The organism is Rhodococcus sp. USK10 (genome assembly GCF_019378875.1).
Classification (GTDB): domain Bacteria; phylum Actinomycetota; class Actinomycetes; order Mycobacteriales; family Mycobacteriaceae; genus Rhodococcus_F; species Rhodococcus_F pseudokoreensis.
Window position 1 is genome coordinate 4905983 of record NZ_CP076048.1, and the last position, 24592, is coordinate 4930574.

Here is a 24592-nt window from a genome sequence, read left to right on the forward strand (position 1 = left end):
TCTCGCCGCCGACGCCGCGAGGTGGGAGAATTCTTGGTGACGAGGGAGTGAAAAATGACAACGTCAAGCCCCTGGCCCACGATTCACCAAGAACGCCGCGCCCTGGTGGACGACCTCGAACCGCTGACCGACACTCAGTGGTCGACGCCGTCGCTCTGCGAGCGGTGGACAGTGCGGGACGTGTTCGCGCACATGACGGCGACGGAGAAGATGACGCCGCCGAAATTCGTCGGAAAGCTCGTCGGGTCGGGATTTCGGATCAACACCATGTTCGAGAAGGACATCGCACACGAAGAGGAAGGAACACCGGCGGAGGCGCTCGACGAGTTCCGGGCGCACATGGCCGACTCCACCCACCCACCGGGCCCGATCGACGCCATGCTGGGTGAGATGATCGTCCACGGCGAGGACATCCGCCGGCCCCTCGGCATCACCCACGAGTACCCGATGGACGCCGTCGTCCGGGTCGCCGACTTCTACAAGAATTCGAACCTGCTGATCGGGTCGAAGTCGCGGGTCACCGGCCTGACGCTGCGTGCCACCGACACCGACTGGACCACCGGCTCGGGACCCGAGGTCTCCGGCCCGATGCTGGCGCTCGTGCTGGCGATGACGGGTCGCAGCGCCTCGCTCGACGAACTCGGCGGAGACGGCTTGGACAAGCTGAAGTCGGCGCTGTCCAAGTAGCGGTCCTCCGAGCGAACCGTGGTGACTACAACGTGATCACGGTGGAGCACACAGCTGTCACAAACCCTCTAAGCTCTTGTTGACCGGACGCATTTTGTACTGTGCAATCGGGGTCCACACAGTCCGGGGAAGAGGGTTCACTTTATGCGTCGCGAAGCAATGGCTGCTGTCGGTCTGGCAGTGTCACTGACCCTCCTGGGGCCGGCGTTCACTGCTGTGGCCGATCCGGTGCCTGCTCCGGTCGCGCCCCAGGGCCACGGCGTCGCGAGCGTCGACAAGATCGTCCCGCTCACCGACACCCGAAGCGCCGTCTTCATCAATTCCCCCGCCATGGGCCGCGTCGTGCAGGTCCAGGTCCTGCATCCCGCCGGTGGCGGCTCGCGGCCGTCGCTGTATCTGCTCGACGGCGTCAGCGCCGGCGCCGAGTCGGACTTCCGGGAAAGCACGTGGACGCAGAAGACGGACGTCGTCCAGTTCTTCGCCGACAAGAACGTCAACGTGGTGCTCCCGGTGGGGGGCACGGCCAGCTACTACACCGACTGGCTTCAGCCCGACCCCACGCTCGGAATCAACAAGTGGGAGACGTTCCTGGCCGACGAACTCCCGCCGATCATCGACAAGAACTTCAGCGGCAACGGCGTCAACGCCGTCGCGGGTGTGTCGATGGGCGCGATGGGCGCCGCCAACCTCGTCACCAGGCACCCGCAGCTCTACCGCGGACTCGCGGCCTACAGCGGTTGCCTCGACAACTCGAACCCCAGCTCGCGTGACTCGGTCCGCGGCACGGTCGCGTTCAAGGGCGGGAACCCGGCCAACATGTGGGGCCCCGACACCGATCCCGCCTGGACCGCGCACGATCCGTCGGTGAACGCCGAGGCGCTGCGCGGCAAGCAGATCTACATCTCCACCGGCAACGGGCTTCCCGGACCGTACGAGATCACCGGCGACATCGCGTCGACCATCGCGGTCGGCGGCCCGCTCGAGGCGGCGGCGAACCTCTGCACGCAGACGTTCCAGCAGCGCCTGACCCAGCTCGCGATCCCGGCGACGTTCACCTACCGCAACTTCGGCACGCATTCGTGGCCGTACTGGCAGGACGAACTGCGCACGTCGTGGCCGGTCCTGAAGAGCGCGCTCGGCGTCTGACCAGCGTTCCTAACCGACCACGGTGATCCGGTCGATGTTCGGCGCCGCGACCGGTGAATTCGCTCCCAGATACGTCGTGAGGGCGTCGAGGTCGCAGCCCGAGTGCACCGCCTCGGTGCGGGTGCGGAACGCGTCGAAGCCGTCGCCGCCGTCGGCGAGGAACTTGTTGACCGCCACCCGGTAGGGGCGCGCGGGGTCGACGGGTTCGCCGTTCACCTGGAGGTCCGAGATGCGTTCGCCGACGATCGCCGAGCGGTTCAGGGCATACGTCAGCGAACGCGACGGCGCCAGGATCCGTTCCGTGACCGTGCCGTCGCCGCGGGGCTGGAACTGCTGCTCCAGGGCGGCCTTCAGCACCGCGCCGGTGACGGTCAGGACCTCGAGGGTGTTGCCGAACGGCTGAGCGGCGTACGTCTGCCCGTAGGTGACGGCCCCGTCGACGCCCCGCAGCAGGTCTTCGCGGAGTCCGCCGGGGTTGGTGAGCGCCACCTGGGCGCCGTACCCGGACCCGGCGGCGAGCTGGGCGTCGGCGACGACGTTTCCGAGGGTCGATTCACCGCTGGAGGCCTCGTCGCGGGTGAGATCGCCGGACAGCGACGCCACCCGCGCCGCACCGATGCGGGACGCCTGGGCGGTGGCGCTGTCGGCGAGCGCCTGGACGTCGGGGTCGGGCGGGATGTCGTGGGTGACCACCTGATTGAACGCGGACGCGCGGTCGCGCAGGACGTCCCGGGTGGTGCGGTCGATCGAGACGTCGACCACGGAGACGATGCGGCCGTGGGACGCGCCCTGCATCATCACGCGCGGATTCCCCATCGGGTCGGGAAACGAGCAGTTGTACTGCTGGTGGCTGTCGGCCGTGAAGATGACGTCGACCTTCGGGGACGCCCGCAGCGCGAGGTCGCGTGCCGGTCCCGACGTCACCTCGCACGAGTTCGGGCCGTTGTCGGCGACGGGTTCGGCTCCCTTGTGCAGCAGCAGCACGATGGCCCGCACGCCGAAGAAGTCGAGGAGGTCCGCGGTCCGGTCGACGGCCGTGAGCTCGTCCGTGAAACGCAGGCCGCCCACGCCCTCCGGTGTCACCATCGTGGCGGTGTCGGCGGGCATGGTCGCGATGACCCCGACCGGGATGCCCTCCACGTAGTCGACGGTGAACGGCAGTGTCGCGGGCGCGCCGTCGTCGAACTCCATGTTCGCGGCGAGGAGCGGGAAGTTCGCGCCCGCGAACGTGTTTCCGAACCGGCAGCCGTCGACGGGATGGCAGCCGCCGGTCTGCATCCGCCGGAACTCCGTGTATCCCTCGTCGAGTTCGTGGTTGCCGATCGCGGACGCGTCGACGCCCATCCGGTTGAGCAGTTGCACGGTCGGTTCGTCGTGGAACATCGCGGATTCGAGCGCCGACGACCCCCAGTTGTCACCCACCGAATACAGCAGTGAATGAGTGGCCTGCCCGCGCAGCTGGGCGACGTAGGCGGCCAGGTAGGCGGCGCCGCCGGCCGGGACCAGCGAACCGTCGGCGTGCTCGACCTGGCTGCGGACGCCGGGTGGCGGTTCGAGGCTGCCGTGGAGGTCGTTGAAGGCGAGGAGCCGGACGGAGACCGCCGAATCCTGGGCCTGCGCCGACAGCCCCGACGTCACCGAGATCGCCAGCGTCGTCGCCAGTCCGGCCGCCAGCACGGCAGTGCGGAGCGCGGGGCGGCGACGCATGTGCGGTCTCCCTTCGGCAAAACCTCACTGAGTCTGCCAACAAGGAGTCACGGGCGTTGTACCCGTGGGTAACGTTTACATCTCGAGCGTTACGCCCGGACTGCGACGTTCGCGATCGAGCGCGCCTCGGTGCTCGTCGCGAACGCGAGGAACGCGTCGTTCTCCGCGGGATCGCCGATCGTGATCCGCACCCCGTCGTCGCCGTACGGGCGCAGCACGACACCGGCCTCCGCGCTGGCCGCACCGAACGCTCCGGAGCGGGTGCCCAGCGGGAGGTAGACGAAGTTGGCGGCCGATTCGGGCACCTCGTATCCGGCGGCGAGAAGGGCGTCGCGCACCCGGCCCCGCTCGGCGACGACGCCGTCCGTGCGTGCCAGCAGTTCACCGGACGCGGCCAGCGACGCGATGGCGGCGGCCTGCGCGACGGCATTGACCGTGAACGCGATGTGGACCTTGCTCAGCGCGGTGACGACCGCGGGATCGGCGATCGCGTACCCCACGCGGAGACCCGCCAGGCCGTAGGCCTTGGAGAACGTGCGCAGCACCACCACGTTCGGGTGGCGGCGGAACAGGTCGAGACCGTCGGCACCCGAACGGTTGTACTCGAAGTAGGCCTCGTCGAGGGCGACGACCACGCGGTCGGGCACGGCGTCGAGGAACCGCTCGAGCTCATCCGCGCTCAGGGCGGGCCCGGTCGGATTGTTGGGTGTGCAGACGAAGATCAGTCGCGTGCGGTCGGTGACGGCGGCCGCCATCGCATCGAGGTCGTGCCGGTAGTCGGGGGTGAGGGGCACCGTGACCGGGACCGCGCCCGCCACGCTGGTGACCACGGGGTACGCCTCGAACGAGCGCCACGCGAACATGACTTCGTCGCCGTCGTTGCAGGTGGCGTGGACGAGTTCCTGGCACAGGCTCACGGATCCGGCCCCGACGGCGATGTTCGCAGCGGTTACCCCGAAGTGGTCGGCGAGGGCCGCGATCAGGGCGACGTGACCGTTGTCCGGGTACCGGTTCGCGTTGGCGGCGGCGTCCGCGATGGCGTCCCGCACGCTCGGCAGCGGTCCCAGCGTGGTCTCGTTGCTGGCCAGCTTGATCGCTCCGGGATAGCTCTTGCCGGGAACGTATGCCGTGATCGAGTCGAGGTCTGCCCTGGTTCGCGGAGTCACCAGGCGATTATGCGCCTCCCGATCCACTGCGCCGACGCCCCCTTCGTGCCAAGGTAGGGACATGTCGGGATTCTTCAGGGACAGTGCAGCCCTGCGGACGTCCGGAGACGCGCCCGTAGACCCGCAGAGGCGCGTTCCGCTCACCGCGGTGGAACCGGACGGTCCGGCGCGGGGCGGGATCGTGATCCTGCACGAATCGCGCACGTTCAGCGACGCTCTCCTCGATCTGATGCGTTCGCTCGCGATGGAGGGGTGGGTGACGGTCGCGCCGCACCTCTTCCACCGGGAACCGGCGACCAGCGACGCGGAGGTGTTCGGCGACGCCCTGTTCGCCGACTTCGACGCCACCTTCGACTGGCTGATCGCGCGCGGGATCTACGCCGACTGCGTGGGGGTGCTCGGTTTCGACGACGCCGGGACCGCCGCCCTGCTCGTCGCGACGACCCGTCCCGTCGGTGCCGCCGTGAGTGTCGCCGCCCCCGGGATCGTCGAACCACTGTCGGAGGATGCGCCCGCGCTCGTGCACGCGGCGCCCGGGCTGAAGGCGCCGTGGCTCGGTCTGTACGGGGAGGACGATCCGTCCACACCGCCCGATCAGGTCGAGATGCTGCGCGACGCCACCGCCAAGTCCGACGTCGCGGGACTCGTCGTGAGTTACGCCGGGCTCGCGCACCGGGCCGACGAACCGCCCCAGGTGCCCGACGGCCGGGACGACGACCCGGGCGCGCAGGCCATCGTCGACGCGCAGCGGCGGATCTTCGACTGGTTCGACAGCAACCTGCGTTAGACCGGCCATTCCTGCGCGCTGACCAGCCGTTTTGCCTTTGTGGTGGAAAGGTGTGTAATCTTTCGCACCGGCGGTCCGAAGGGATCGGAACCACCCCAGGGAGGCGTGCCAGAGCGGCCGAATGGGACTCACTGCTAATGAGTTGTCCCTTTTACGAGGGACCGGAGGTTCAAATCCTCTCGCCTCCGCCACACCGGGCCTAGACGGCCGGTGAGAGTTAGACAAGTTCGACAACTGAAGAACATGCGCCCGTAGCTCAACGGATAGAGCACTTGACTACGGATCAAGAGGTTAGGGGTTCGAATCCCTTCGGGCGCACAAAGAAGCCCCGCCGACTGCAGTGATGCAGGTGGCGGGGCTTCTCTTTGTCGCCGGTCCGTAGGGCCGGGCGGTCACGACGTTCGCGTGCTCGATTCGAGGCCGATGGTGGTGGTCGTCGAACCGAGGCCGATGCGCGGCCAGCCGGCGGTGACCGAGATGAAGCCCGACGCGGGGATCGCGTCGAGCCAGTAGTGCGGCTCGGTCCGGTACTCGGGCGGCCCGCTCCCGCACGGCTTCGACGCCGCCGCCGGATGGTACGGGTCGGCCTCGCCCTCGATGTCGTCGACGCGTGCCCGCACCGACAGGTAGGACCACCGCGTCGAGGGATCGTCGGGGTCGGACAGCGAACGGGTCTCGTACTGCGCCAGCTCCGCGGGCCTGCCCGTCGCGGTCAGGGCCATCCGGAGCTGGAGGCCGTCCGGGAACGCCACGATCTCGAACAGCTCGAGCGTGAGGTGGTCTTCGGCGCTGAGGAGCAGGGGGCCGTGGACCCGGTGTCCTCCGGTGGTGGGTGGTGCTACTGCCGGCCAACGCGGTCTGCGCATGACCTCTATGATCCCACCGATCCGAATGCAGATGCAATGGTGGACAACGAAGTTCATGCCGTGTAGGGGCCGGTTCAGCTGGTGGGCGGGACGAATTCCGGCTGGTCGAGGAGCCGGAGCCAGCTTCCGTCCGGCTGCCTGCGGACGACCTGCGCCCGCGCGCCGGATCCGTCCTTCGGCGGGGTGGACGTGAGCGCGATGTCGTCACTGATCAGGGTGGGGAGCGGCGTCTCGGGTTCGAAGTGCGGCGCGTTCGCGAGCACCGACTCCCACAGCTTCCGGATGGCGGCCCGGCCGACGGTCCGGCTGCCGGGCGGGTACGCCATCACGGCGTTCTCCTCGTACAGGGCGGCGACTCCGGCCGCGTCGCCTGCGTTGCTGCGCTCGACGAACAGTCGGGTGAGGTCTTCGGGGTGCTGGGCCTTCTCGTAGTCGGTCACCGGGAATCCTTTCGTGGGTGAACTGCTGTCCCTTTCCATGGTGGTGCCGCCCCAACCGGAAGTCCAACAGATAGTTCTGCTGAATACTAGAATCATTGCTTATGGAACTGAGGCAGCTGGAGTATTTCGTCGCGGTCGCCGAGGAAGCGAACTTCACCCGCGCCGCGGAACGCGTCCACATCAGCCAGTCGGGAATCAGCGCGCAGATCCGGCAACTCGAGCACGACCTCGGCGCCACGCTGATCGACCGGTCGAGCCGGACGGCGACGCTCACGTCGGCGGGGGAGGCGGCGCTGCTGCACGCCCGCGCGGCACTCGCCTCGGCCGACGCGATGCGGCAGGCCGTCGACGACGTGAACCAGCTGATCCGGGGCAGGCTCGTCGTCGGGATGGTCACCGCGTGCACGATCAAGCCGCTGTTCGACGCGCTGTCCGTGTTCCACGTCGCGCACCCCGGGATCGAGATCACGCTGACGGAGGACAGCTCCGACCGCCTCGTCGAACGCGTCCGCGCCGGTGCGATCGATCTCGCTCTCGTCGCCACCTCGACCGCCCCGCCGGAAGGGCTGGACGCCTTCCCGATTATCAGTGAGGGGCTGGTCGCCGCCGTGTCGCCGGATCACCCGCTCGCAGGGCAGTCGCGAGTCACGCTGGCCGAACTCGGCGACCATCCGATCGTATGTATGCCGACCGGAACGGGCATCCGGACGGTGTTCGACGAGGCGTGTGCGGCCGCCGGCCTGCGTCCCGACATCGCCCTGCAGGCGAGTGCGCCCGACGCCGTCGCCGACCTCGCGATCCGCGGGCTGGGGGTGGCGATCCTCAGCGAGTCGATGGCCACGGATTACCGGGGCCGGCTGACCGCGGTCGCCCTCGACGGCGTCGACATCCCGGCCGTGCTCGCGCTGGTCTGGAAGAGCCTCGGGGGTCCCGCGCTCCGCGAACTCGTCCGGCACACCCGCCGATCCTTCGGGGACGTGCAGACCGCGTCCGCGGCCGGGTGACTCGTCACACCACCGACGTCATCCCGCCGTCGACGAAGATCACCTGACCGTTGACGTACCGGGACGCGTCCGACGCCAGCCACACCGCCGGACCCACGAGGTCGTCCGGGGTGCCCCACCGGCCTGCCGGCGCGCGGCTGCGGAGCCAGGCGTCGAACTCGGCGTCGTCGACGAGGGCCTGCGTCATCTCGGTGTGGATGTAGCCGGGGGCGAGGCCGTTGATCTGCAGCCCGGAGCGTGCCCACTCCGCCGTCATCGCGCGGGTCAGATTCCGCAGCCCGCCCTTCGCGGCGGTGTACGGCGCGATGGTGGGCCGGGCCAGGTCGCTCTGCACCGAGCAGACGTTGACGATCTTCCCGCTGCCACGGCCGATCTGGAACCGTGCGACCGCACGCCCGACGAGGAAGGCGCTGGTGAGGTCGGTCGTAAGCACCCTGTTCCAGTCCTCGAGGGTGACATCGAGCAGGGGCTGGCGGTGCTGCAACGCAGCGTTGTTCACCAGGATCTCGATCGGCCCGACCTCCGACTCGATCCGGGCGACGGATTCGGTCACGCGCTCGGGATCGGTGACGTCGAACGCGTACGCGTGGACACGGGTGTCGCCGAATTCCTCGCCGAGGCGCTCACGTGCCTGTGCGAGGCGCTCGGCCGACACCCCGTTGAGGACGATCGTGGCGCCCGCCCCGGCCAGGCCCCGCGCGAGGGCGTAGCCGATTCCCCGGCTCGAACCGGTGACCAGGGCGATGCGCCCGGACAGATCGAAGAGGTTCATAGAGCACGCACTGGATTGCTCAGTGTGCCGATTTCGTCGAGCGTGATCTCGGCACGGTCGCCCGGTTCGATCGGGCCCGACGTGAACGGGCAACCCGTGAGCACGACGTCTCCCGGCCCCAGCGTCAGATACCGGGTGAGATGGACCAGTTGCTCGGACACGTTCCACGCCAGCTGCTCCGTGGACGCCTCCGCCACGGTGACCCCGTTGACGCGCACGGCGATCGGCACGTCGCCGGGGTCGAGGTCCGTCTCGATCCACGGACCCAGCGGGGTGAAGCCGTCGCCGTGTTTCGCCTGGGTGAGCTTGTCGTCCAGCGCGATCTGCTCGACGGCGGTGACGTCGTTGCCGATCGTGTAGCCGAGGATCGCGGAAGGCACGTCCTCGGGGCGCAGCCTGCGGCACGTGCGCCGGATGACGACGGCCAGTTCGCCCTCCGCGACGACCTTCCCCAGCTCCTCGTCGACGACGATCGGGTCGTCGGGGCCGATCACCGTGCGCGCCGACTTCATGAACGCCTGCAACGGGAGGTCGCGATCTCCGGGTGCGCCGTTGTGCGCCATCCCGAGCAGGACCCGCGGTTCGGCAGGCGCGAGCAGGCGCGCCCCGTCGACGTCGTGTGCGGGTCCGGTGAACGTCAACGTGTCCGCGAACGGATCGGCCACCTCGTGCCAGCGACCGTCGCGCAGGCACACCGGCCGCGGTCCCGAATCGGTCGCGATGCGGGCCAGTCTCATGCGTCGACCCGATCCTTCGACGGGGCGACGGCATCCGGTCCGTGGACCGGGTCGGCCATCGCATCCCACGCGAGCCCGAGGTCGCGGCCACGGGTTTCGGGGGTCACGAACGTCGTGGCGAACGAGATGACGCTGAGGACCAGAACGTAGATCGCGAGCGGCACCCAGGAGTTGTTCATCAGCGACAGCAGCAGCGCGCCGACGAAGGGGGCGATGCCGCCGGCGAGGATTGCGCTCGTCTCCCGGGCGACCGCGACGCCGATGTAGCGGTGACGGTTTCCGAACAGCTCGGGCAGGGCCGCGCACTGCGCGCCGAGCATCACGTTGACGCCGATCCCGTAGCTGACCGCGAGGGTCGCGACCACGAGGTAGGGGTTGCCGAGCGAGAGCAGCCACCACGACGGGACGGCGAGGACGAGTTGCAGCGCCGCACCGAACCGGTACACCCGCATCCGGCCGAAGCGGTCCGACAGCGCGCCCGAGAACGGGATGACGAGCATGCCGATGGCGGCGCCGCACGCGATCGCGAGCGGTCCGATCGACTTGCTGACACCCACCACCGTCGTCACGTAGCTGATGCCGAGGGTCTGGAAGATGTACGAGCCGCCGTTCTCGGCCATCCGCAGGCCGATGCCGCGGAGCACGCTGGGCATCGAATTGCCGATCAGTTCCCGGAACGGGCTCTCGCTGATCTGGTCCTGCTTCTCCAACTTGATGAACGTCGGGCTCTCCTGCATGCGGAGCCGGATGAACACGGCGACCGCGATGAGGAAGATGGAGGCCAGGAACGGCACCCGCCACACCCAGGCGAGGAGCAGTTCACGATCGATCTGACCGAGGATCGCGAAGACCCCCGACGCCATCAGGGTGCCCACCATGATCCCGACGAACGGGAGTGCGGAGAAGAAGCCGCGTCGCTGGGTCGGTGAGTACTCCGCCATCAGCGTGGTGGCACCGGCCTGCTCGGCGCCGGCGCCGAAGCCCTGCAGCAGTCGCAGCGCGACCAGCAGGATCGGCGCCCAGATGCCGACCTGGGCTCCAGTGGGCAGCACGCCGATCAGAGTGCTCGCACCGCCCATGATCGCGATCGTGATCATCAGGACGGCCTTGCGCCCCATGCGGTCGCCGAGGGCGCCGAAGAACAGACCGCCGACGGGGCGGGCCAGGAATCCGACGGCGTACGTGCCGAAACTGGCCATCAGCGCGGCCGACGCGCCCATCGCGGGGAAGAACAGCTCACCGAAGATCAGCGCCGACGCCAGGCCGTACAGGGCGAAGTCGTAGTACTCGAGTGCGCTGCCGATGGAACTGGCGAGCGTCGCGCGTTTGAGGTTCGCGGCGTAGTCCGGGTCGCCCGAGGCGCGCACCTGTCGGGTGGATCCACTGCCTTCCGGCATTTTCGATTCTGGCGACATCTTCTGCTCCGTTGCGGGACGGGACCACGTTCAGCGCGGTCACAAACAGGTCGGTGCAGTGACCCAGGTCACTGGCATGGCGAGGACCCTACCGCGCAACGAGCTATTTGTCATACGTAATTGGAAATGTTGACTGAATCACATGATTAGTGCAGAGTTTTTATTCTGAACATATGGCCAGAGTTGGTCCTGTACCGAAGGAATCCGCAGTGAGTGCACACGACCCGAAGCCGCACGAGCGGCGACTCCGCGTAGTCGCCGCGACCCCCGTGAGCGAGGAACTCATCGACCTCGTCACGCGCGCGGAACCGCGCATCGACTTCATCCGCGAGCAGGATCTGCTGCCGCCCTCCCGATTCCCGGGTGATCACTCCGGCGACCCGTCGTTCACCCGGACCGCGGAGCAGCAGAAGGCCTTCGACGACCTGGTCGATTCGGCGCAGGCCCTGTACGGCATACCCGACGAGACGCCCGCTGCACTGACCAGAACGGCGCGCGTCAACCCCGGCCTCCGCTGGGTGCACACGATGCCGGCCGGCGGCGGCGCCCAGGTGAAGGCGGCCGGACTCACCGACGAGCAACTCCACCGCATCGCATTCAGCACGTCCGCCGGCGTGCACGCGGAACCGCTCGCCGAGTTCGCCGTCTTCGGACTGCTGGCCGGCGCCAAGACCCTCCCGCGGCTACTCGCCCAGCAGCGCGACAAGGCGTGGAGCGGCCGGTGGGCCATGGGCACCGTGTCCGGGCAGCGCATCGTCATCGTCGGGCTGGGCAGCATCGGCCGGGCGACGGCGCTGAAGCTGAAGGCGCTCGGCGCGACGGTCGTGGGAACGAGCAGGCGCGACACCGCGGTCGAGGGCGTCGACGAGATCGTGCACCCCGACCGGCTGGCCGACGTGGTCGGCGACGCGGACGGCATCGTCGTGACGCTTCCCGGAACCAGTGCCACCGAAGGTCTCGTCAGCGCAAAGGTATTCGGCGCCGTCAAGCCCGGAGTGACGGTGGTGAGCGTCGGCCGCGGCAGCGTCGTCGACGAGGCCGCCATGACCGCGGCGATCGAGGACGGGCGGGTCGGCTTCGCCGCGCTCGACGTGTTCGCGTCCGAGCCGCTGGCATCGGACAGCCCGGTGTGGGTTCATCCGAACGTGCTGGTCAGCCCGCACACCGCGGCGCTGAATCCCGCGGAGGATCGCCTGATCGCGGAACTGTTCGCGCGCAACGCCACCCGGTTCCTCGACGGCGAGGAACTGATCAACCGCGTGGACACCGTCGAGTTCTACTGACTCCGGCTACGACGGCGCGTCCGGTGGGCGTGTCGTCGTGGTCTGTTCAGGACCCGAGCAGTTTCGCCTTCGCCGCCGCGAATTCCTCGTCCGTGAGCACGCCGGCCTCCTTCAGGCCGGCGAGTTCCTGGAGGCGGGACACCAGGTCGCCTCCGGCCGGCGCTGGCGGCGGCGGAGGTGCCTGCTGTTGCGCTGCTTGCTGTTCCGCGTACTGCTGCTGCGCCGCCTCGTCGATCCGAGCCTGCTGCTCCGCGTCCTTGCTGGCGGCGCGCCGGTTCATCGCGTTCGACGTCGCCCGCGCAGTGCCGGTGATGACCGCCGTCCGAGCCACCGTGCCGAGCAGCCCGGGACGTCCCATGCGGCGTGGACCCCTGAAAACCATGTCGTTGCTCCGTTTCCGTTCGTGACCGTCAGACCGCGGCGGCGATGGCCGCCTCGACCACCTCGCGCGGGATGTGCAGGTGCAGAGCCACTTCGCCGCCGGCGTGGCGGGATGCGGCCGCGAGCTTGCGCGCCCACGTCTGCTCGTACACGAGCGCCACCGCCGACGTGCCCGGCTCCAGTGATTCGCGTACCACCTCGAGGTCTTCGTCGCTGATCAGTGCCTTGGCTTCGAGGGACAGGGCGGCGAGTCCGATGCTGTCGAGGTCCTCGTCCACCTCCACCTGGCTCAGTGTGCCGTCCGCCCCCTTGGAGACGAACACGAGATCGAGGATGGTGATCACGCCCTGGGCGACCACCTCGCGGAACGTGTCGATCACCGCGGGATCGGCCCGTTCACCCGGAAAGGTGAGGAACAGGAACGCGACCGGACCGACATCTTCAGCTGAAATCGACATCTTCTCTCCCTGCGCTGGGTGCCCTGGTGTCGATGATCGCGACCGGCCCGGGGGTGCGCATCATCCACGACGGGTGATTCCGCTCGCCGCCGTTCATCCCCTACGGATGATGCCGCGGGGTCCGGGTTCTGTGAGGCTCGAGCGCAGTGCCGTTGCCGGGTGGTTCGAGAGACGGGTGATGCATGCCTTCCGTGGGAGCCTCGCTTTTCTGGATCGTGGCCTGCGCCGTGATCGCCCCGCTGCTCGCCGGGCTGTTCCCCCGCAAGCTGGTGCCCGAGGTCGTGCTCCTCCTCGCCGCCGGGATCGTCATCGGCCCGCACGTCTTCGACCTCGCGGTCGCGGGCAGCGAGATCGACCTGCTGCGGGAACTGGGGCTGGGACTGCTGTTCCTGCTGGCCGGCTACGAGATCGACACGGCCGAGATCACCGGTCGCGGCGGCAGGCGGGCGCTACTGACGTGGCTGATCTCGCTGGCGCTGGCGTTCACGGTGGTGTCGCTGCTGAGCCTGGCTCAAGGGGTCGACGCGGGAACGGCGGTGGCCATCGCGATGACGTCGACCGCGCTCGGCACGCTCCTGCCGATCCTCCGGGACGCGGGCGGACTCGACACCCGGCTGGGCCGGACGATCCTCAATCACGGCGCGTTCGGCGAACTCGGACCCGTCGTCGCGATGGCGGTGCTGCTCGGGTCCCGGGGTTCGGTGGCGTCCATCGTGGTCCTCGGACTGTTCACGGCCGCGGCGGTGCTGGTCGCGTTCATCCCCGCCCGTGTGCGGCGCGAGGGCTCCCGGATCACCGCGATCATCCGGTCGGGGTCGGAGACGACGTCGCAGACGACGGTCCGGCTGACGATGCTGCTCCTCGTCGCACTCACCGTGCTCGCGGCGGAGTTCGGCCTCGACACCATCCTCGGAGCATTCGCGGCGGGATTCATCCTGCGGCGCGCCACTCCCGAGGGCGACGAAACACTCGAAACCAAACTGGACGGCCTGGCGTTCGGTTTCCTGATCCCGATCTTCTTCGTGACGTCGGGTATGGCCATCGACGTCGCCGCGGTGGCGTCCGAACCCGGCGTCCTGATCGCGTTCGTCCTGCTGATCCTGCTGGTGCGGTCGGGACCGGTCTACTTCGCCGGGAGATTCGACCGCGGCGCCGACGGCACGGACCCGCCCTTCACCGTCCGCGAGCGCACCCAGCTGGCGCTGTACGCGGGAACCGGTCTGCCGCTGATCGTCGCCGTCACGGGAGTGGCCGTCGACTCGGGTGACATGACGTCCGCCAATGCGTCCGTGCTCGTCGCGGCGGGTGCGATCACCGTCCTCCTCTTCCCGCTCGCGGCATCGTTGCTCGCGTCGATGCCCGAACCGGTGGCCGACCCGACCGGCCCGGGCGCACGAGGAGACAAGAACCCCGGGAGCAGACCGTGACTCGAACCGAATCGACGCAGGCGCCGGCCCGGGCGACGCTGACCCTCGCGACCCTCATCCTCGTCGCCGCCGTCGCCAACCTGAACCTGTCCGTCGCGAACGTCGCGCTCCCCGACATCGGCCGCGCGTTCGACGCGAGTCAGACGCAGCTGAACCTCATCGCCGTGGCCTACTCCCTCGGGCTGGCCGCGTCGGTCCTCTACCTCGGGGCGCTCGGTGACCGCTACGGGCGCAAGCAGATGCTGGTGCTCGGCATGGCGCTGTCGCTGCCGGCGTCGGCGATCGCGGGGTTCGCCGGGAACTTCGAAATACTGTTCCTCGCACGAGTTCTCGGCGGTGTCTCCGCCGGGCTCGCGTTCCCCACCACGCTCGCGATCATCACCGCGCTGTGGTCGGGACTGCCGCGCACCAAGGCGATCGCACTGTGGTCGGCGCTCGGTGGCGCGATCTCCTCGCTCGGACCGATCGTGTCGGGGGCGCTCCTCGAGCAGTTCCATTGGGGCTCGGTGTTCCTCGTGACCCTTCCGCTCGCCGGTCTCGCCCTCGTCAGCGCCATCCTGTGGGTGCCCGCCCACGTCAACGAAACGACCGATCCCGTCGACAATCTCGGCGGCATCATCTCCGTCGTCTTCATCGCCGCCCTCATCCTCGCGATCAATTTCGCGCCCGTGGACGGCTCCGGGGCACTCGCCGTCGGTCTCGGCCTGATCGCTCTCGCCGCGGGTGCCGCGTTCTTCCTGCAGCAACGTCGGGCGGCGCACCCACTGTTCGATCTCCACGTCGCCGCCCGCCCGACGTTCTGGGTGGCCGCCGTCGGCGGGGTGATCGTGTTCGGCGCCTTGATGGGAGCGATGTTCATCGGGCAGCAGTTCCTCCAGAACGTGCTCGGGTACTCCACGCTCGCCGCCGGATCCGCGATCATCCCGGCCGCCGTCGCGATGGTCGTCGTCGCACCCCGCTCCGCGAAACTCATCGAATCGCACGGCTCCCGGTTCACCCTGCTCCTGGGTTACCTGTTCGTCGTCCTCGGACTGGTCGTCGCGCTGGTGTGGTGGGACGAGAACGCGACGTACTGGTGGGTGGCACTGGCCTACGCGTTCGTCGGCATCGGGGTCGGGTTCGCGGGAACCCCGGCGTCGCGGTCGCTGACCGGGTCGGTGCCGGTGTCGCGGGCGGGCATGGCGTCGGGCACGTCCGACCTGCAACGCGACCTCGGTGGCGCGATCATGCAGTCGATCCTCGGCGCGGTCCTCACCGCCGGTTACGCGAAGTCGCTGTCCGCCACGATCGCCTCGTCGCCGGACGCCGGCCAGATCAACGCGGAAACCCAAGCGGCGCTGACGAAGTCGTACTCCAGCGCCGAGGTGCTCGCGGAACGCTATCCGCAGTACGCCGAGCAGATCATCGCGGCCGCCCGCAACGCCTTCCTGGACGGCGACGACCGCGCGTACCTCGCCGCGATCCTCGTGGTGTGCGCCGGGGCCGTGGTGGTGTTCTTCTTCTACCCGCGCCGCGACAAGGAGAAGCGGCTGCTGGCCGAATACGCGACCGAGAGTGCGCAGTAGGGCGAACGTACCGTCGGTCGCTTCGGAAGCGCCGAAAGGTACATTCGCCCGGCGGTCGCGGGGTAAATTCCCGAGAGGGGCACCTCGACGACGGGACCGCACGATGACAGCTCAGGTCGTGACCAAGACGAATCGGCGACGCGGTCTCGCGGCGGTCGCGGCAGCATTGCTGCTGGTGGTGACGGCGGCGTGCTCCGACGACTCCTCGTCCACGGGCACCTCCGCGACCTCGACGACGACGCAGGCGGGATCGGCAGGTGCCGAAGCGGGCGCCGCGCAGATCGACCCCGGTGTCGCGGACCGACTGAACGAGGCGATCGAGAAGACGATGTCGATGGCGGCGATTCCCGGCGCGATCGTCGGCGTGTGGGGGCCCGACGGTGACTACGTGAAGGCGTTCGGTGTCGCCGACAAGTCGACGGGCGCGCCGATGGAGACCGACTTCTATCACCGGATCGGCAGTGTGACAAAGACGTTCACGGTCACAGGTCTGCTGCAACTGGTCGACGAAGACAAGGTGGCCCTCGACGACCCGATCTCGAAGTACGTGGAGGGCGTGCCCGCGGGTGACCAGATCACGCTGCGCCAGCTCGCCCGGATGCAGAGCGGGCTGCCCAACTACACGGCCAACAAGGACTTCCAGCAGGCGTTGCTCTCCGACCCGATGCGGGAATTCACGCCGCCAGAGCTGCTGGGTTACGCGTTCACGCAGCCCGCGTCCTTCCCGCCCGGTCAGGGATTCGAGTATTCGAACACGAACACCGTCCTGCTGGGGCTCGCCGTCGAGAAGGTCAGCGGAATACCGCTCCCGGAGTACGTCTCGCAGAAGATTTTGCAGCCGTTGAAGATGGCGGACACCAGTTTCCCGACCACCAACGCGTTCCCCGAACCGCACGCGCAGGGCTACACCGAGCAGACCCTGGACGAGAAGGAAGCCGTCGCCACCGACTGGAATCCGTCCTGGGGATGGGCGGCGGGCGCCATGATCTCCACCCTCGACGACCTGCGCATCTGGGCGCCCGCGCTGGCCACCGGAACCCTGCTGCAGCCGGCCACGCAGGCGCAACGGCTCGAGACGGTGACCGCGCCGGGTCTGGCGTCCGACGTCGGCTACGGGCTGGGCATCTTCGACATCGCGGGCTGGATCGGGCACAACGGCAGCCTCCCCGGCTACCAGACGGTGTGCATGTACCTGCCCGAGACGGAGACCACGGTCGCGATCATGCTCAACACCGACATCCCCTACGAAGACAGCGAACCGAGCACGGCGCTGGCGGGAGCCGTCACCGAAGTCATCTCGCCCGAACACATCTACCGGCTCCGGCCGGAGGTGCAGAACCCGGACGCGTCGTCCCCCGCCACACCGACGCCGTCGGAGACCCCGGCGCAGGCGCCGTCCACGACCCCCGCCCCGCCGACCAGCTGACCCCCAGGTGAGTGGCAAAGCGTGCCCGGGCACACTTTGCCACTCACGTGCCCGGGCGCGGTAGTAGCGTGCAGCCATGACGATTCTCGTGACGGGGGCAACCGGGAACATCGGCCGAATGCTCGTCGACCACCTGCTCGCGCGGGGTGCGACGGACGTCCGGGCCCTCACGAATCATCCTGACAGGGCGCAACTTCCGGACTCGGTCACCGTCGCCGAGGGATACCTCCGCAGACTCGACAGCCTGCCCGCGGCGTTCGACGGCGTCGATTCCCTCTACCTCGCACCGACTCCCGACACCGCACCGGACGCACTGCGCCTGGCGAAGCAGGCCGGAGTCCGGCACGTCGTCGACCTCTCCGGCCCCCACGACGGCCATTGGGGTGACGTCGCACGCGCCGTCGAGGCGTCCGGCATCGAATGGACACACCTGTGGCCCGGCGAGTTCATGGAGAACGCGGGAATCCTGGCACCGCAGATCGCCGCGGGCGACACCGTGCGTGAGCCCTACCCGACGGCGGCGAACGCGCCGATCGCCATGGACGACATCGCCGAGGTCGCGGCCGTCGCCCTCCTCGACGACGGGCACGTCGGCAAATCGTACGAACTGACCGGTCCCGCGACGATCACCCGCGCCGACCTCGTGCGGGAACTGGGCGCCGCCCTCGGCCGGAACATCGAGTACCGGCAGGTGCCGCTGGACGAGGCGGTGGACGTCCTGACACCGGCGATGGGGGAGTACGCCCGCTGGTACCTGGACGGGATGGCGAGTCTCGTCGACCACCCGCAGCAGGCGAACCGCCTCGTCGAGCAACTCACCGGCCGCCCGGCGACCACGTTCGCGCAATGGGCGTCGGCGCACGCCGACGAGTTCAGCGGTTCGGGGTCAGCGCGATGACGGGAATCGGGCGGTCCGTCTTCTTCTGGTAGTCGCGGTACCGGCCGTGGTTGATCTCGTTCATCTTCGCCCACATCCGGTCGTAATCCGGTTCGCCCGGAAGCACTTTCCGCGCCGCCACGGTGATGTGTTCGCGGCCCACCTGGATCTCGCAGGTCGGGGCGGCCAGCACGTTGTGCATCCACGCCGGCGACGTGGGCGCGCCGCCCTTCGACGCGACGACCAGATAGCTCGCGCCGTCGCGGCCGTAGGTCAACGCGGACGTGCGCGGCTGACCGGACTTCCGGCCGACGCTGCGCAGCAACAGCGTCGGCATCCCGAACAACAACCGATGCCCCACCCAGCCGTGGCTGTGTTCGTAGACGAACTGGTGCAGCTGAAGGGTTTTCACGAACAGATCGGCCACGGCGTCCTCGTCTCGGCACTCGGAAGAGATCGTGCCCCACAGGGTAGTCCGTCGTCAGGCCCGGCGAACCGCGTGCAGGACGGTGTCGTGGATCGTGACGGGCCGGCCGTCGGGGTCGCGCGCCTCGCGGGACGGGACCGCCGACACGAAAATCTCCCACTCCGCGCGGTCCAGCACGGCCGCGACCTGTTCCGGGGTGAACAGCATGTCGGGAACATTGGGCCGCCCCACGGACGTCTCCAGATCGGACGGATGATGTCCGACGATCAGCAGTCGTCCGCCGGGCCGGACGGCTCCCGCCAGACGACGGTGCAGGGCCTCGCGGGCAGGTCCGGGCAGATGCATGAAATGCGCCGATACCAGGTCGAATCGGCGGGCAGGCGGCTCCCACGACAGGATGTCGGCCTGCTCCCACGTCGTCCGGTCCGCGACATCCGCACCGGCCTCGGCGGCCCGTGCGGCGGCGCGGTCCAACGCGACCGTGGACACGTCGACTCCGGTGACGTTCCACCCGCGGGTAGCGAGCCAGATCGCGTCGGCACCCTCTCCGCTGCCAATGTCGAGGGCGCTGCCGGGGGTGACGTCCGCGATCTGCTCGACGAGGCGCGGGTTGGGGTTGCCGCTCCACACCGCGGTGGCCGAACGGTAGCGCTCGTCCCAGAACTCCTGGCTGAGGAAATCGGTCGTGTCCGGTGTGTGCTCGTGAGTCATGCCCCCACTGTGCCGCGCGGAGCCGTCCAACCGGGAATTCCGTTGCCGGAACGGCAAGCGATTACGGGCTGGAGAACGTGTAGATCCGGCAACCGCTCATGTTCGCGGCCGACACGACGCCGTCGGCACGCGCGTAATCGCCCTTGGCGGCGAGATTGTTGGCGAGGGCGGCCTGGTCCTCGCAGAAGCCCTGATCCGCAGGGTTGGCCGGGGGATTGCTGATGTACGTGTCGCCGGGGGCAGCCACCGCGTAGGCCCCCGGACCGACGAGTGGGACGGCCGCTGCTGCAATCGCAATGGAGGCCGCCGCGACGATACGGCGGATCATCATGCGCCTCCGAATTTGGTTCGAACGGTTGCTGATGACACCATCCTGCACCGATCCGGCGTCGGCGACCAGACCCCCAAGGGGTGGGAAGTGCAACACCGTCACAGTCAGCGACGCAGCGCGGCCTGAACCCGATCCGCGGCGGCCACCGGATTCTCGTGCTCCCAGATCCGCACCACCGTCCACCCCGCGTCGGTGAGCGTCGAGTCGGTGTCCCGGTCGCGGGTGACGTTCCCGGCGAGTTTCTCGGCCCACCACTGCGCGTTGTTCTTCGGGAACGTGGCGTGCTGCGGGCAGCTGTGCCAGAAACACCCGTCCACATATACGGCCACCTTGCGTCGCGGAAACACCAGGTCGGCGCGCCGCCGAACCCCCTTCATCGGCGCCCGGTCCACGAAGTACCGGGCCCCGCGCCGGTGCAGTTCGCGGCGCAACGCGAGTTCGGGTGCCGTGTCGCGCCGCCGCTGCGCCCGCATCCGGGCGCTGGTCGCGGGGTCGGTGGCCGGCATCGCAGGTCCGTCCGGCTACGCGGCGGCCTCGGGGAAGCCGCCCATGCGGTCGAGGTGGCTCTCGACGTCGTCGATGAACCCGGGCACGAAACGCAGATTGCCCATCCGGGCCCGTTTCAGGAACCCGGCGGTCGCGCGCGCCGACAGCAGCCGGGTGTCCTCGAGGAAGCCGCTGAGATCCTCGTACGGCTCCTGCACCGGCCACGTCGACGTGTGCACGCGGAAGGCCTGACGGTTGCTGCCCCACGCCGCGACCGGCCACGCGTCGCCGGGCTTCATCGGTGTCTCGATGCCCCGCTCGTACTCGGCCGGCTCGAGCAGCCGCCGACCGACCCACGACGCCATCCGCACACTCACCGCGTTGCCGACGAGCTTCCACCGATGACTGTTCCGCAGACCGGGAACCAGCGCGGCGGGCGCCGTCCAGTCGGGGTCGAAGCCCTGCAGGCGTTCGGCGTCCACGAGGCCGGGGGTGACGATCTCGCCCGACGGCAGTCGCACGGCGGGCGGGCTTGCGATCCCGACGGACGAACCGCCCTTGAGCGTGGGCACCGCGTTGACCGCCCACCCCAGGCCGCGGGTGCCCTCCGTCCAGTAGAAACCGCACGGGAAGTCGGTGGGGTCGTCGACGGGGCGTTCCCCGGCGTCCTCACCGAACAGGACCGCGCGGGGATCCTCGGTGCGGGAGGCGAGCATCAGGACCCGCTGCCGGCGCTGGGGGAGTCCGAAGGCGCGTGCATCGACGACCCGGTACGCCCACGTGTAGCCGAGGTCCTCGAGGGCGTCCGTGATGTGCCTCATAGCCGCCCCGCGACCCAGTTGCAACATGAACGGAACGTTCTCGATCAGGAGCCAGCGCGGGCCCTTCTTCCGCTTCACCAACCGGAACACCTCGTCGACGAGACCGGAGCGCGCACCGGTGATGCCTGCGGTCCGGCCGGCCTGGGACAGGTCCTGGCAGGGGAATCCGGCGGCGACGAGTTCGATGTCCTGGGGGAGGGAACGCAGCTTGGTGACGTCGGAATGCACTAAGACGTCCGTGAATCGGGTACGCAGAACCGCCTGGGCGCCCGGGTCGATCTCACAGAGCAGTTCGGTGTTCCAGCCGTGCTCTCTCAGACCCAACTCGAGCCCGCCGATACCGGCGAACAGGCCCACCATGCTCCCGGTTGACGTCACGGCACCCTTCCTCACGAACCAGTCACCCGAGAACGTTACTCGAGATCTGTGGCCGCTTTGACCAACGACCCGTGAGTACTTATTAACCTCGGGCGGTTAAGAAGTACTCACGGGTGGCGCAGCCACACATGATACGAGCACCCTGGCCGGTGCTGCTCACGCTCGTCACCGCGTTCGTACCCGGCATTCCGCACGTCGAACTCGAACCCGAACCGATCCTGCCGCTGTTCCTGCCGCCGCTGCTGTGGGCGCTGGTGCCCGGCATCACCCTGGCGGCGGCCATCGCGATCGCCGCGATGACGGCCCCACCCGACCCGGTGGCGGTCGAGGCCGTCGCCGAACCGGTCGGGATTCCGCGCCGACTCGTCGGCGTCCTCAGACGGAGAGCCTGTTCAACGACGCCGCCGCGCTGGTCGCGTTCCAGGCGGCGCTCGCCGCGACCGTCGCCGGCGAGGACCTGCACTTCGGGTTCGAGGTGCTGCACTTCCTGTACACCGCGGTCGCCGCGGTGCTGATCGGTCTGGCGTCCGGCTGGGCGGGGTCGTGGCTGGTGGTGCGGATCGTTGACGTCCCCGGTCGCAGCGGACTGACCCTGGTCATCCCGTTCGTCGTGTACCTGCCGGCCGAGGAGATCCACGCGTCCGGCGTCATCGCCGTGGTGGTCGCCGCGGTGCAGATGAGCGCCGCCGACTCCGAGGTGGACGCCGAGGACCGCCTGGCCAGTGCCTCCTTCTGGCACGTCGCCGAACTGCTGGTCACCGGCATCGCGTTCGGTCTGATGGGTCTCGAATTCCGCCAGATCGTCGACGACGCCGGCAGCGACCTGTGGACGATGGTGTGGCACGGCGTCGTGATCGGGGTGGTGCAGGTGGTGGTCCGCGCGCTGTGGATGGGCGTGACCTGGCTGTACATCCGCGGCTGGGAGGACAACGCGTCGTCCGCACCCCGCACGCCCGCCGAAGCCGTGATCATGACGTGGTGCGGGATGCGCGGACTCGTCACCCTGGCGTTGGCGCTGAGCCTGCCGGTCGACGACTTCCCGTGGCGGTCCGAAGCCGTCGTCATCGCGGCCGTCGTGCTGGTGATGAGCATGGTCATTCCGGGATTCACGCTGCCGTGGCTGGTGAAGGCGCTCGGCGTCGCCGGGGTCGCGGACGCGGAGGACGCCGAGGAACGGGCACTGGTCGAGCGGGCCCGGCGCGCGGCTCTCGAGGTCGTGACCTCCGCGCCCACCACGCTGCCGCCCGAATCGGTGGCCCGGCTCGAGGCCCTCTACGACCGCCTCGAGGAGGACTCCGCACCCGGCGCCCACTCGCCCGAATACTCGCAGCGCATCGAACAACTCGAGACCTGCCGCGACGAATTGCGGGCGCTGCAGCGCGGGGCGCTGCAGCGCGCGGCGCAGGCCGAAGTGCTGCGGGCCCGCAACGAAAAGGGGCAGGACCCGCACGTCGTCGACCGTGTACTCGAGCGTCTCGACCGCCTGTCCTCGGCGAGCAACACGCAGACTTTCCACCACTGAGAGTCCTAGACTTCCTGTAGGTGGGAACACAGGGAGGCGGCATGATCTCGGGTTTCCGGAACCGGTCGCACCTCGTGCGTGACGCCCAGGGCAGCGGCCTCGTCGAGGCGTTCGTCATCATCGGGATCTGCACGATTCTGTTCACCCGCGCCTACCTCCACCTCACCGGTTATCCGCAGGTCGGGGGGTCGTCGCTGCACATCGCGCACGTCCTGTGGGGCGGGCTCGGCATGGTCGTGGCGCTCGTGACCGTGTTCTCGTTCCTCGGGATGAAACCGCGGGTCCTGGGTGTCGTGATCGGCGGCATCGGGTTCGGGTTGTTCCTCGACGAGATCGGCAAGTTCGTCACCAAGACCAACGACTACTTCTACCGGCCGTCCGTCGCGATCATGTACGTGGTGATCGTCGTGTTGCTTCTGGTCAATCGGTCGCTGCACGACGTGCGGCCGCCGACCCCGACGGAGGACGTCGCCAACGCCGCCGCCATCGCGCTCGGCGGCCTGGACCGCGGCCTGGACCGCGCGCGCCGCGTGCAGGCGCTGGCGCAGCTGCGCCGGGCGGCCGCGGCCGGGGCGGACGAGGCGACGCTGACGTCGGTGCGGGATCTGCTCGACCACTGTCCGGACCGGACCGGCCGGACCGTGCCCACGGCCCGGGAGCTGGCCCGCCGCGCGACGCCCGCGTTCGCGAAGGGCCCCGGCATGCTGTGGACGGCGGCCGTGCTGCTCACCCTGTTCTCCACCCTGGGACTGCTCAGCGCCGTGATCACGCTCGACGACGACCTCCGCGGCGACGAGGGAACCGACATCACGACGGTCGGTCAGCTCACCGGTTCTGCGATCGCGTTCGTGCTGTGCTGGTCGGCCGTCCTGCGACTGCGGAACGGCAAACTGTGGCCGCTGCAGTTTTTGAGGGCGGCAGCGCTGGTCACGGTGCTCCTCACCGAGGTGTTCGATTTCGTCGCACAGGAATTCGGGGCACTGCTGAACGTCGCGGTCGGACTCGGCGCCCTCGTCGTCTTCTCGTCGCGCATCGCGGTCACGGAACGAGCCCGGGCGCTGACTCTCGACAACTCTGCTGCAACGAAACTCGGCCCGTTGCCACCCCGGGAGCCGTCGTCGCTTACCGTAGACAGGTGAGCATCCAAGCCTCCGGTGCCTCGACCTGGCCCGCAGTACTGACGTGGCGGGCGGACAACGCACCCCGAATGGAATCGGTGCGCGTCCAGCTGAGCGGCGACCGCATCAAGGCCGCAGGCCGGATCATCGGCGGCGAGTGCCCCGAGCATCCCGCGTTCAGCGCGTCCTACGACCTCGTCACCGACGAGAGCGGCATCACCCGCCGGCTGTCGCTGCGAACGTCCGTCGCGGCCGGTGAGCGGCAAATGTCGATCAGCCGGGACGAAGAGGGCACGTGGATGGTGGAGCACGGCGCCAACCACCAGCGGTCCACGTTCGAGGGCGCCCTCGACGTCGACATGGTGCTCAGCCCCTTCTTCAACGCCCTGCCCATCCGGCGGTACGGACTGCACCTCGGGTCCGAGGACGTCGAGGTTCCCGTCGTCTACGTGAACCTCCTGGACCTGCGGGTCGAGGGCGCGATCCTCACGTACAGCAGCGGTCCGGACGGCATCCACGTGCTGTCGCCGGTGTCGAGTTCCTCGGTGACGGTCGACCGGGACGGGTTCATCATCGACTACCCGGGGCTGGCGGAGCGGATCTAGGCGCTTCGCGCTCGTGCGTGGTTAAGGAGTCCCTGCACTCGCCGGGCAC

Annotated in this window: 26 protein-coding genes and 2 tRNA genes; 14 read left to right on the forward strand and 14 right to left on the reverse strand. The window is 69.0% G+C overall.

Annotated features, from left to right (window positions below; genetic code table 11):
• The first annotated feature begins 54 nt into the window (after positions 1 to 54).
• Both I1A62_RS29630 and I1A62_RS29635 read left to right on the forward strand, forming a co-directional pair.
• The gene (locus I1A62_RS29630) at positions 55 to 687 is read left to right on the forward strand and encodes a maleylpyruvate isomerase family mycothiol-dependent enzyme (RefSeq protein ID WP_219455812.1); all 633 of its coding nucleotides are present in this window, start codon (positions 55 to 57) and stop codon (positions 685 to 687) included.
• Positions 688 to 831: 144 nt separating this feature from the next.
• Positions 832 to 1833, forward strand: a complete 1002-nt coding sequence (locus I1A62_RS29635) for an alpha/beta hydrolase family protein (RefSeq protein WP_124394241.1) — start codon at positions 832 to 834, stop codon at positions 1831 to 1833.
• A gap of 9 nt (positions 1834 to 1842) precedes the next feature.
• Here the strand turns inward: I1A62_RS29635 and I1A62_RS29640 are convergent, their stop codons facing one another.
• On the reverse strand, positions 1843 to 3540 hold the full coding sequence (locus I1A62_RS29640; RefSeq protein ID WP_219455815.1) for a bifunctional UDP-sugar hydrolase/5'-nucleotidase: 1698 nt from the start codon (positions 3538 to 3540) through the stop codon (positions 1843 to 1845).
• An 89-nt stretch (positions 3541 to 3629) separates the two neighbouring features.
• Complete coding sequence (hisC, locus tag I1A62_RS29645) at positions 3630 to 4706, reverse strand: histidinol-phosphate transaminase (protein WP_219455817.1); 1077 nt, start codon at positions 4704 to 4706, stop codon at positions 3630 to 3632.
• A 61-nt stretch (positions 4707 to 4767) separates the two neighbouring features.
• Between hisC and I1A62_RS29650 the strand changes: the two genes are divergently transcribed.
• The 3 genes from I1A62_RS29650 to I1A62_RS29660 all read left to right on the forward strand — a co-directional run bounded on the left by I1A62_RS29650 (position 4768) and on the right by I1A62_RS29660 (position 5811).
• Positions 4768 to 5493, forward strand: a complete 726-nt coding sequence (locus tag I1A62_RS29650; RefSeq protein WP_219455819.1) for a dienelactone hydrolase family protein — start codon at positions 4768 to 4770, stop codon at positions 5491 to 5493.
• Between the two features lie 99 nt (positions 5494 to 5592).
• A tRNA-Ser gene (locus tag I1A62_RS29655) sits at positions 5593 to 5684 on the forward strand.
• A gap of 54 nt (positions 5685 to 5738) precedes the next feature.
• A tRNA-Arg gene (locus I1A62_RS29660) sits at positions 5739 to 5811 on the forward strand.
• 74 nt (positions 5812 to 5885) lie between these two features.
• Here the strand turns inward: I1A62_RS29660 and I1A62_RS29665 are convergent.
• Positions 5886 to 6359, reverse strand: coding sequence for a hypothetical protein (locus I1A62_RS29665; protein WP_124394245.1), 474 nt, complete (start codon positions 6357 to 6359; stop codon positions 5886 to 5888).
• 74 nt (positions 6360 to 6433) lie between these two features.
• Positions 6434 to 6799 (reverse strand): nuclear transport factor 2 family protein, encoded by a 366-nt coding sequence (locus tag I1A62_RS29670; protein ID WP_124394246.1) that lies wholly within the window; start codon positions 6797 to 6799, stop codon positions 6434 to 6436.
• 101 nt (positions 6800 to 6900) lie between these two features.
• Between I1A62_RS29670 and I1A62_RS29675 the strand changes: the two genes are divergently transcribed.
• A complete protein-coding gene (locus I1A62_RS29675) occupies positions 6901 to 7803 on the forward strand; it encodes a LysR family transcriptional regulator (protein WP_219455820.1) in 903 nt (300 codons plus the stop codon).
• 4 nt (positions 7804 to 7807) lie between these two features.
• Here I1A62_RS29675 and I1A62_RS29680 read toward each other — a convergent pair whose 3' ends face one another.
• Genes I1A62_RS29680 through I1A62_RS29690 form a run of 3 tightly spaced genes read right to left on the reverse strand, consistent with a single transcriptional unit; the run spans position 7808 to position 10709 of the window.
• Positions 7808 to 8575: an SDR family oxidoreductase gene (locus tag I1A62_RS29680; protein ID WP_219455823.1), complete on the reverse strand. Its 768-nt coding sequence runs from the start codon at positions 8573 to 8575 to the stop codon at positions 7808 to 7810.
• On the reverse strand, positions 8572 to 9312 hold the full coding sequence (locus tag I1A62_RS29685) for a fumarylacetoacetate hydrolase family protein (RefSeq protein ID WP_219455825.1): 741 nt from the start codon (positions 9310 to 9312) through the stop codon (positions 8572 to 8574). The genes I1A62_RS29680 and I1A62_RS29685 overlap by 4 nt, the downstream gene beginning before the upstream one ends.
• Complete coding sequence (locus tag I1A62_RS29690) at positions 9309 to 10709, reverse strand: MFS transporter (protein WP_219461505.1); 1401 nt, start codon at positions 10707 to 10709, stop codon at positions 9309 to 9311. The genes I1A62_RS29685 and I1A62_RS29690 overlap by 4 nt, the downstream gene beginning before the upstream one ends.
• Positions 10710 to 10936: 227 nt before the next feature.
• On the opposite strand from I1A62_RS29690, the gene I1A62_RS29695 reads away from it, so the two are divergent.
• A complete protein-coding gene (locus tag I1A62_RS29695; protein WP_219455826.1) occupies positions 10937 to 12010 on the forward strand; it encodes a D-2-hydroxyacid dehydrogenase in 1074 nt (357 codons plus the stop codon).
• Between the two features lie 46 nt (positions 12011 to 12056).
• Here the strand turns inward: I1A62_RS29695 and I1A62_RS29700 are convergent, their stop codons facing one another.
• Positions 12057 to 12392: an SHOCT domain-containing protein gene (locus I1A62_RS29700; RefSeq protein ID WP_124394251.1), complete on the reverse strand. Its 336-nt coding sequence runs from the start codon at positions 12390 to 12392 to the stop codon at positions 12057 to 12059.
• 28 nt (positions 12393 to 12420) lie between these two features.
• Positions 12421 to 12849 carry a DUF6325 family protein gene (locus I1A62_RS29705; RefSeq protein ID WP_124394252.1) on the reverse strand — a complete coding sequence of 143 codons (429 nt, stop codon included), beginning with the start codon at positions 12847 to 12849 and terminating at the stop codon, positions 12421 to 12423.
• 182 nt (positions 12850 to 13031) lie between these two features.
• Between I1A62_RS29705 and I1A62_RS29710 the strand changes: the two genes are divergently transcribed.
• From I1A62_RS29710 to I1A62_RS29725, 4 genes are all read left to right on the forward strand, one after another.
• The gene (locus I1A62_RS29710) at positions 13032 to 14276 is read left to right on the forward strand and encodes a cation:proton antiporter (protein WP_219455827.1); all 1245 of its coding nucleotides are present in this window, start codon (positions 13032 to 13034) and stop codon (positions 14274 to 14276) included.
• Complete coding sequence (locus I1A62_RS29715) at positions 14273 to 15841, forward strand: MFS transporter (protein ID WP_219455828.1); 1569 nt, start codon at positions 14273 to 14275, stop codon at positions 15839 to 15841. Before I1A62_RS29710 ends, I1A62_RS29715 begins: the two co-directional genes overlap by 4 nt.
• A 103-nt stretch (positions 15842 to 15944) precedes the next feature.
• Complete coding sequence (locus I1A62_RS29720) at positions 15945 to 17267, forward strand: serine hydrolase (protein WP_219455830.1); 1323 nt, start codon at positions 15945 to 15947, stop codon at positions 17265 to 17267.
• Positions 17268 to 17343: 76 nt separating this feature from the next.
• Entirely contained in the window at positions 17344 to 18165 is an 822-nt protein-coding gene (locus I1A62_RS29725; RefSeq protein ID WP_219455832.1) for an NAD(P)H-binding protein, read from the forward strand.
• Here I1A62_RS29725 and I1A62_RS29730 read toward each other — a convergent pair.
• The 5 genes from I1A62_RS29730 to I1A62_RS29750 form a co-directional block, all read right to left on the reverse strand.
• Positions 18140 to 18571: a nitroreductase family deazaflavin-dependent oxidoreductase gene (locus tag I1A62_RS29730; RefSeq protein ID WP_124394257.1), complete on the reverse strand. Its 432-nt coding sequence runs from the start codon at positions 18569 to 18571 to the stop codon at positions 18140 to 18142. The genes I1A62_RS29725 and I1A62_RS29730 overlap by 26 nt on opposite strands.
• A gap of 54 nt (positions 18572 to 18625) precedes the next feature.
• Complete coding sequence (locus tag I1A62_RS29735) at positions 18626 to 19282, reverse strand: bifunctional 2-polyprenyl-6-hydroxyphenol methylase/3-demethylubiquinol 3-O-methyltransferase UbiG (RefSeq protein WP_219455834.1); 657 nt, start codon at positions 19280 to 19282, stop codon at positions 18626 to 18628.
• A gap of 61 nt (positions 19283 to 19343) precedes the next feature.
• Complete coding sequence (locus I1A62_RS29740; RefSeq protein ID WP_124394259.1) at positions 19344 to 19613, reverse strand: hypothetical protein; 270 nt, start codon at positions 19611 to 19613, stop codon at positions 19344 to 19346.
• A gap of 104 nt (positions 19614 to 19717) precedes the next feature.
• Positions 19718 to 20119: a very short patch repair endonuclease gene (locus tag I1A62_RS29745; RefSeq protein WP_219455836.1), complete on the reverse strand. Its 402-nt coding sequence runs from the start codon at positions 20117 to 20119 to the stop codon at positions 19718 to 19720.
• A gap of 15 nt (positions 20120 to 20134) precedes the next feature.
• Positions 20135 to 21280 (reverse strand): DNA cytosine methyltransferase, encoded by a 1146-nt coding sequence (locus I1A62_RS29750; RefSeq protein WP_219461506.1) that lies wholly within the window; start codon positions 21278 to 21280, stop codon positions 20135 to 20137.
• Between the two features lie 262 nt (positions 21281 to 21542).
• Between I1A62_RS29750 and I1A62_RS29755 the strand changes: the two genes are divergently transcribed.
• The 3 genes from I1A62_RS29755 to I1A62_RS29765 are packed head-to-tail and all read left to right on the forward strand — an operon-like array spanning position 21543 to position 24543.
• A complete protein-coding gene (locus I1A62_RS29755; protein ID WP_219455838.1) occupies positions 21543 to 22820 on the forward strand; it encodes a cation:proton antiporter in 1278 nt (425 codons plus the stop codon).
• Positions 22821 to 22861: 41 nt separating this feature from the next.
• Positions 22862 to 23959 carry a hypothetical protein gene (locus tag I1A62_RS29760; RefSeq protein WP_124394274.1) on the forward strand — a complete coding sequence of 366 codons (1098 nt, stop codon included), beginning with the start codon at positions 22862 to 22864 and terminating at the stop codon, positions 23957 to 23959.
• A complete protein-coding gene (locus I1A62_RS29765) occupies positions 23956 to 24543 on the forward strand; it encodes a putative glycolipid-binding domain-containing protein (RefSeq protein WP_087561551.1) in 588 nt (195 codons plus the stop codon). The genes I1A62_RS29760 and I1A62_RS29765 overlap by 4 nt, the downstream gene beginning before the upstream one ends.
• The last annotated feature ends 49 nt before the right edge of the window (positions 24544 to 24592 follow it).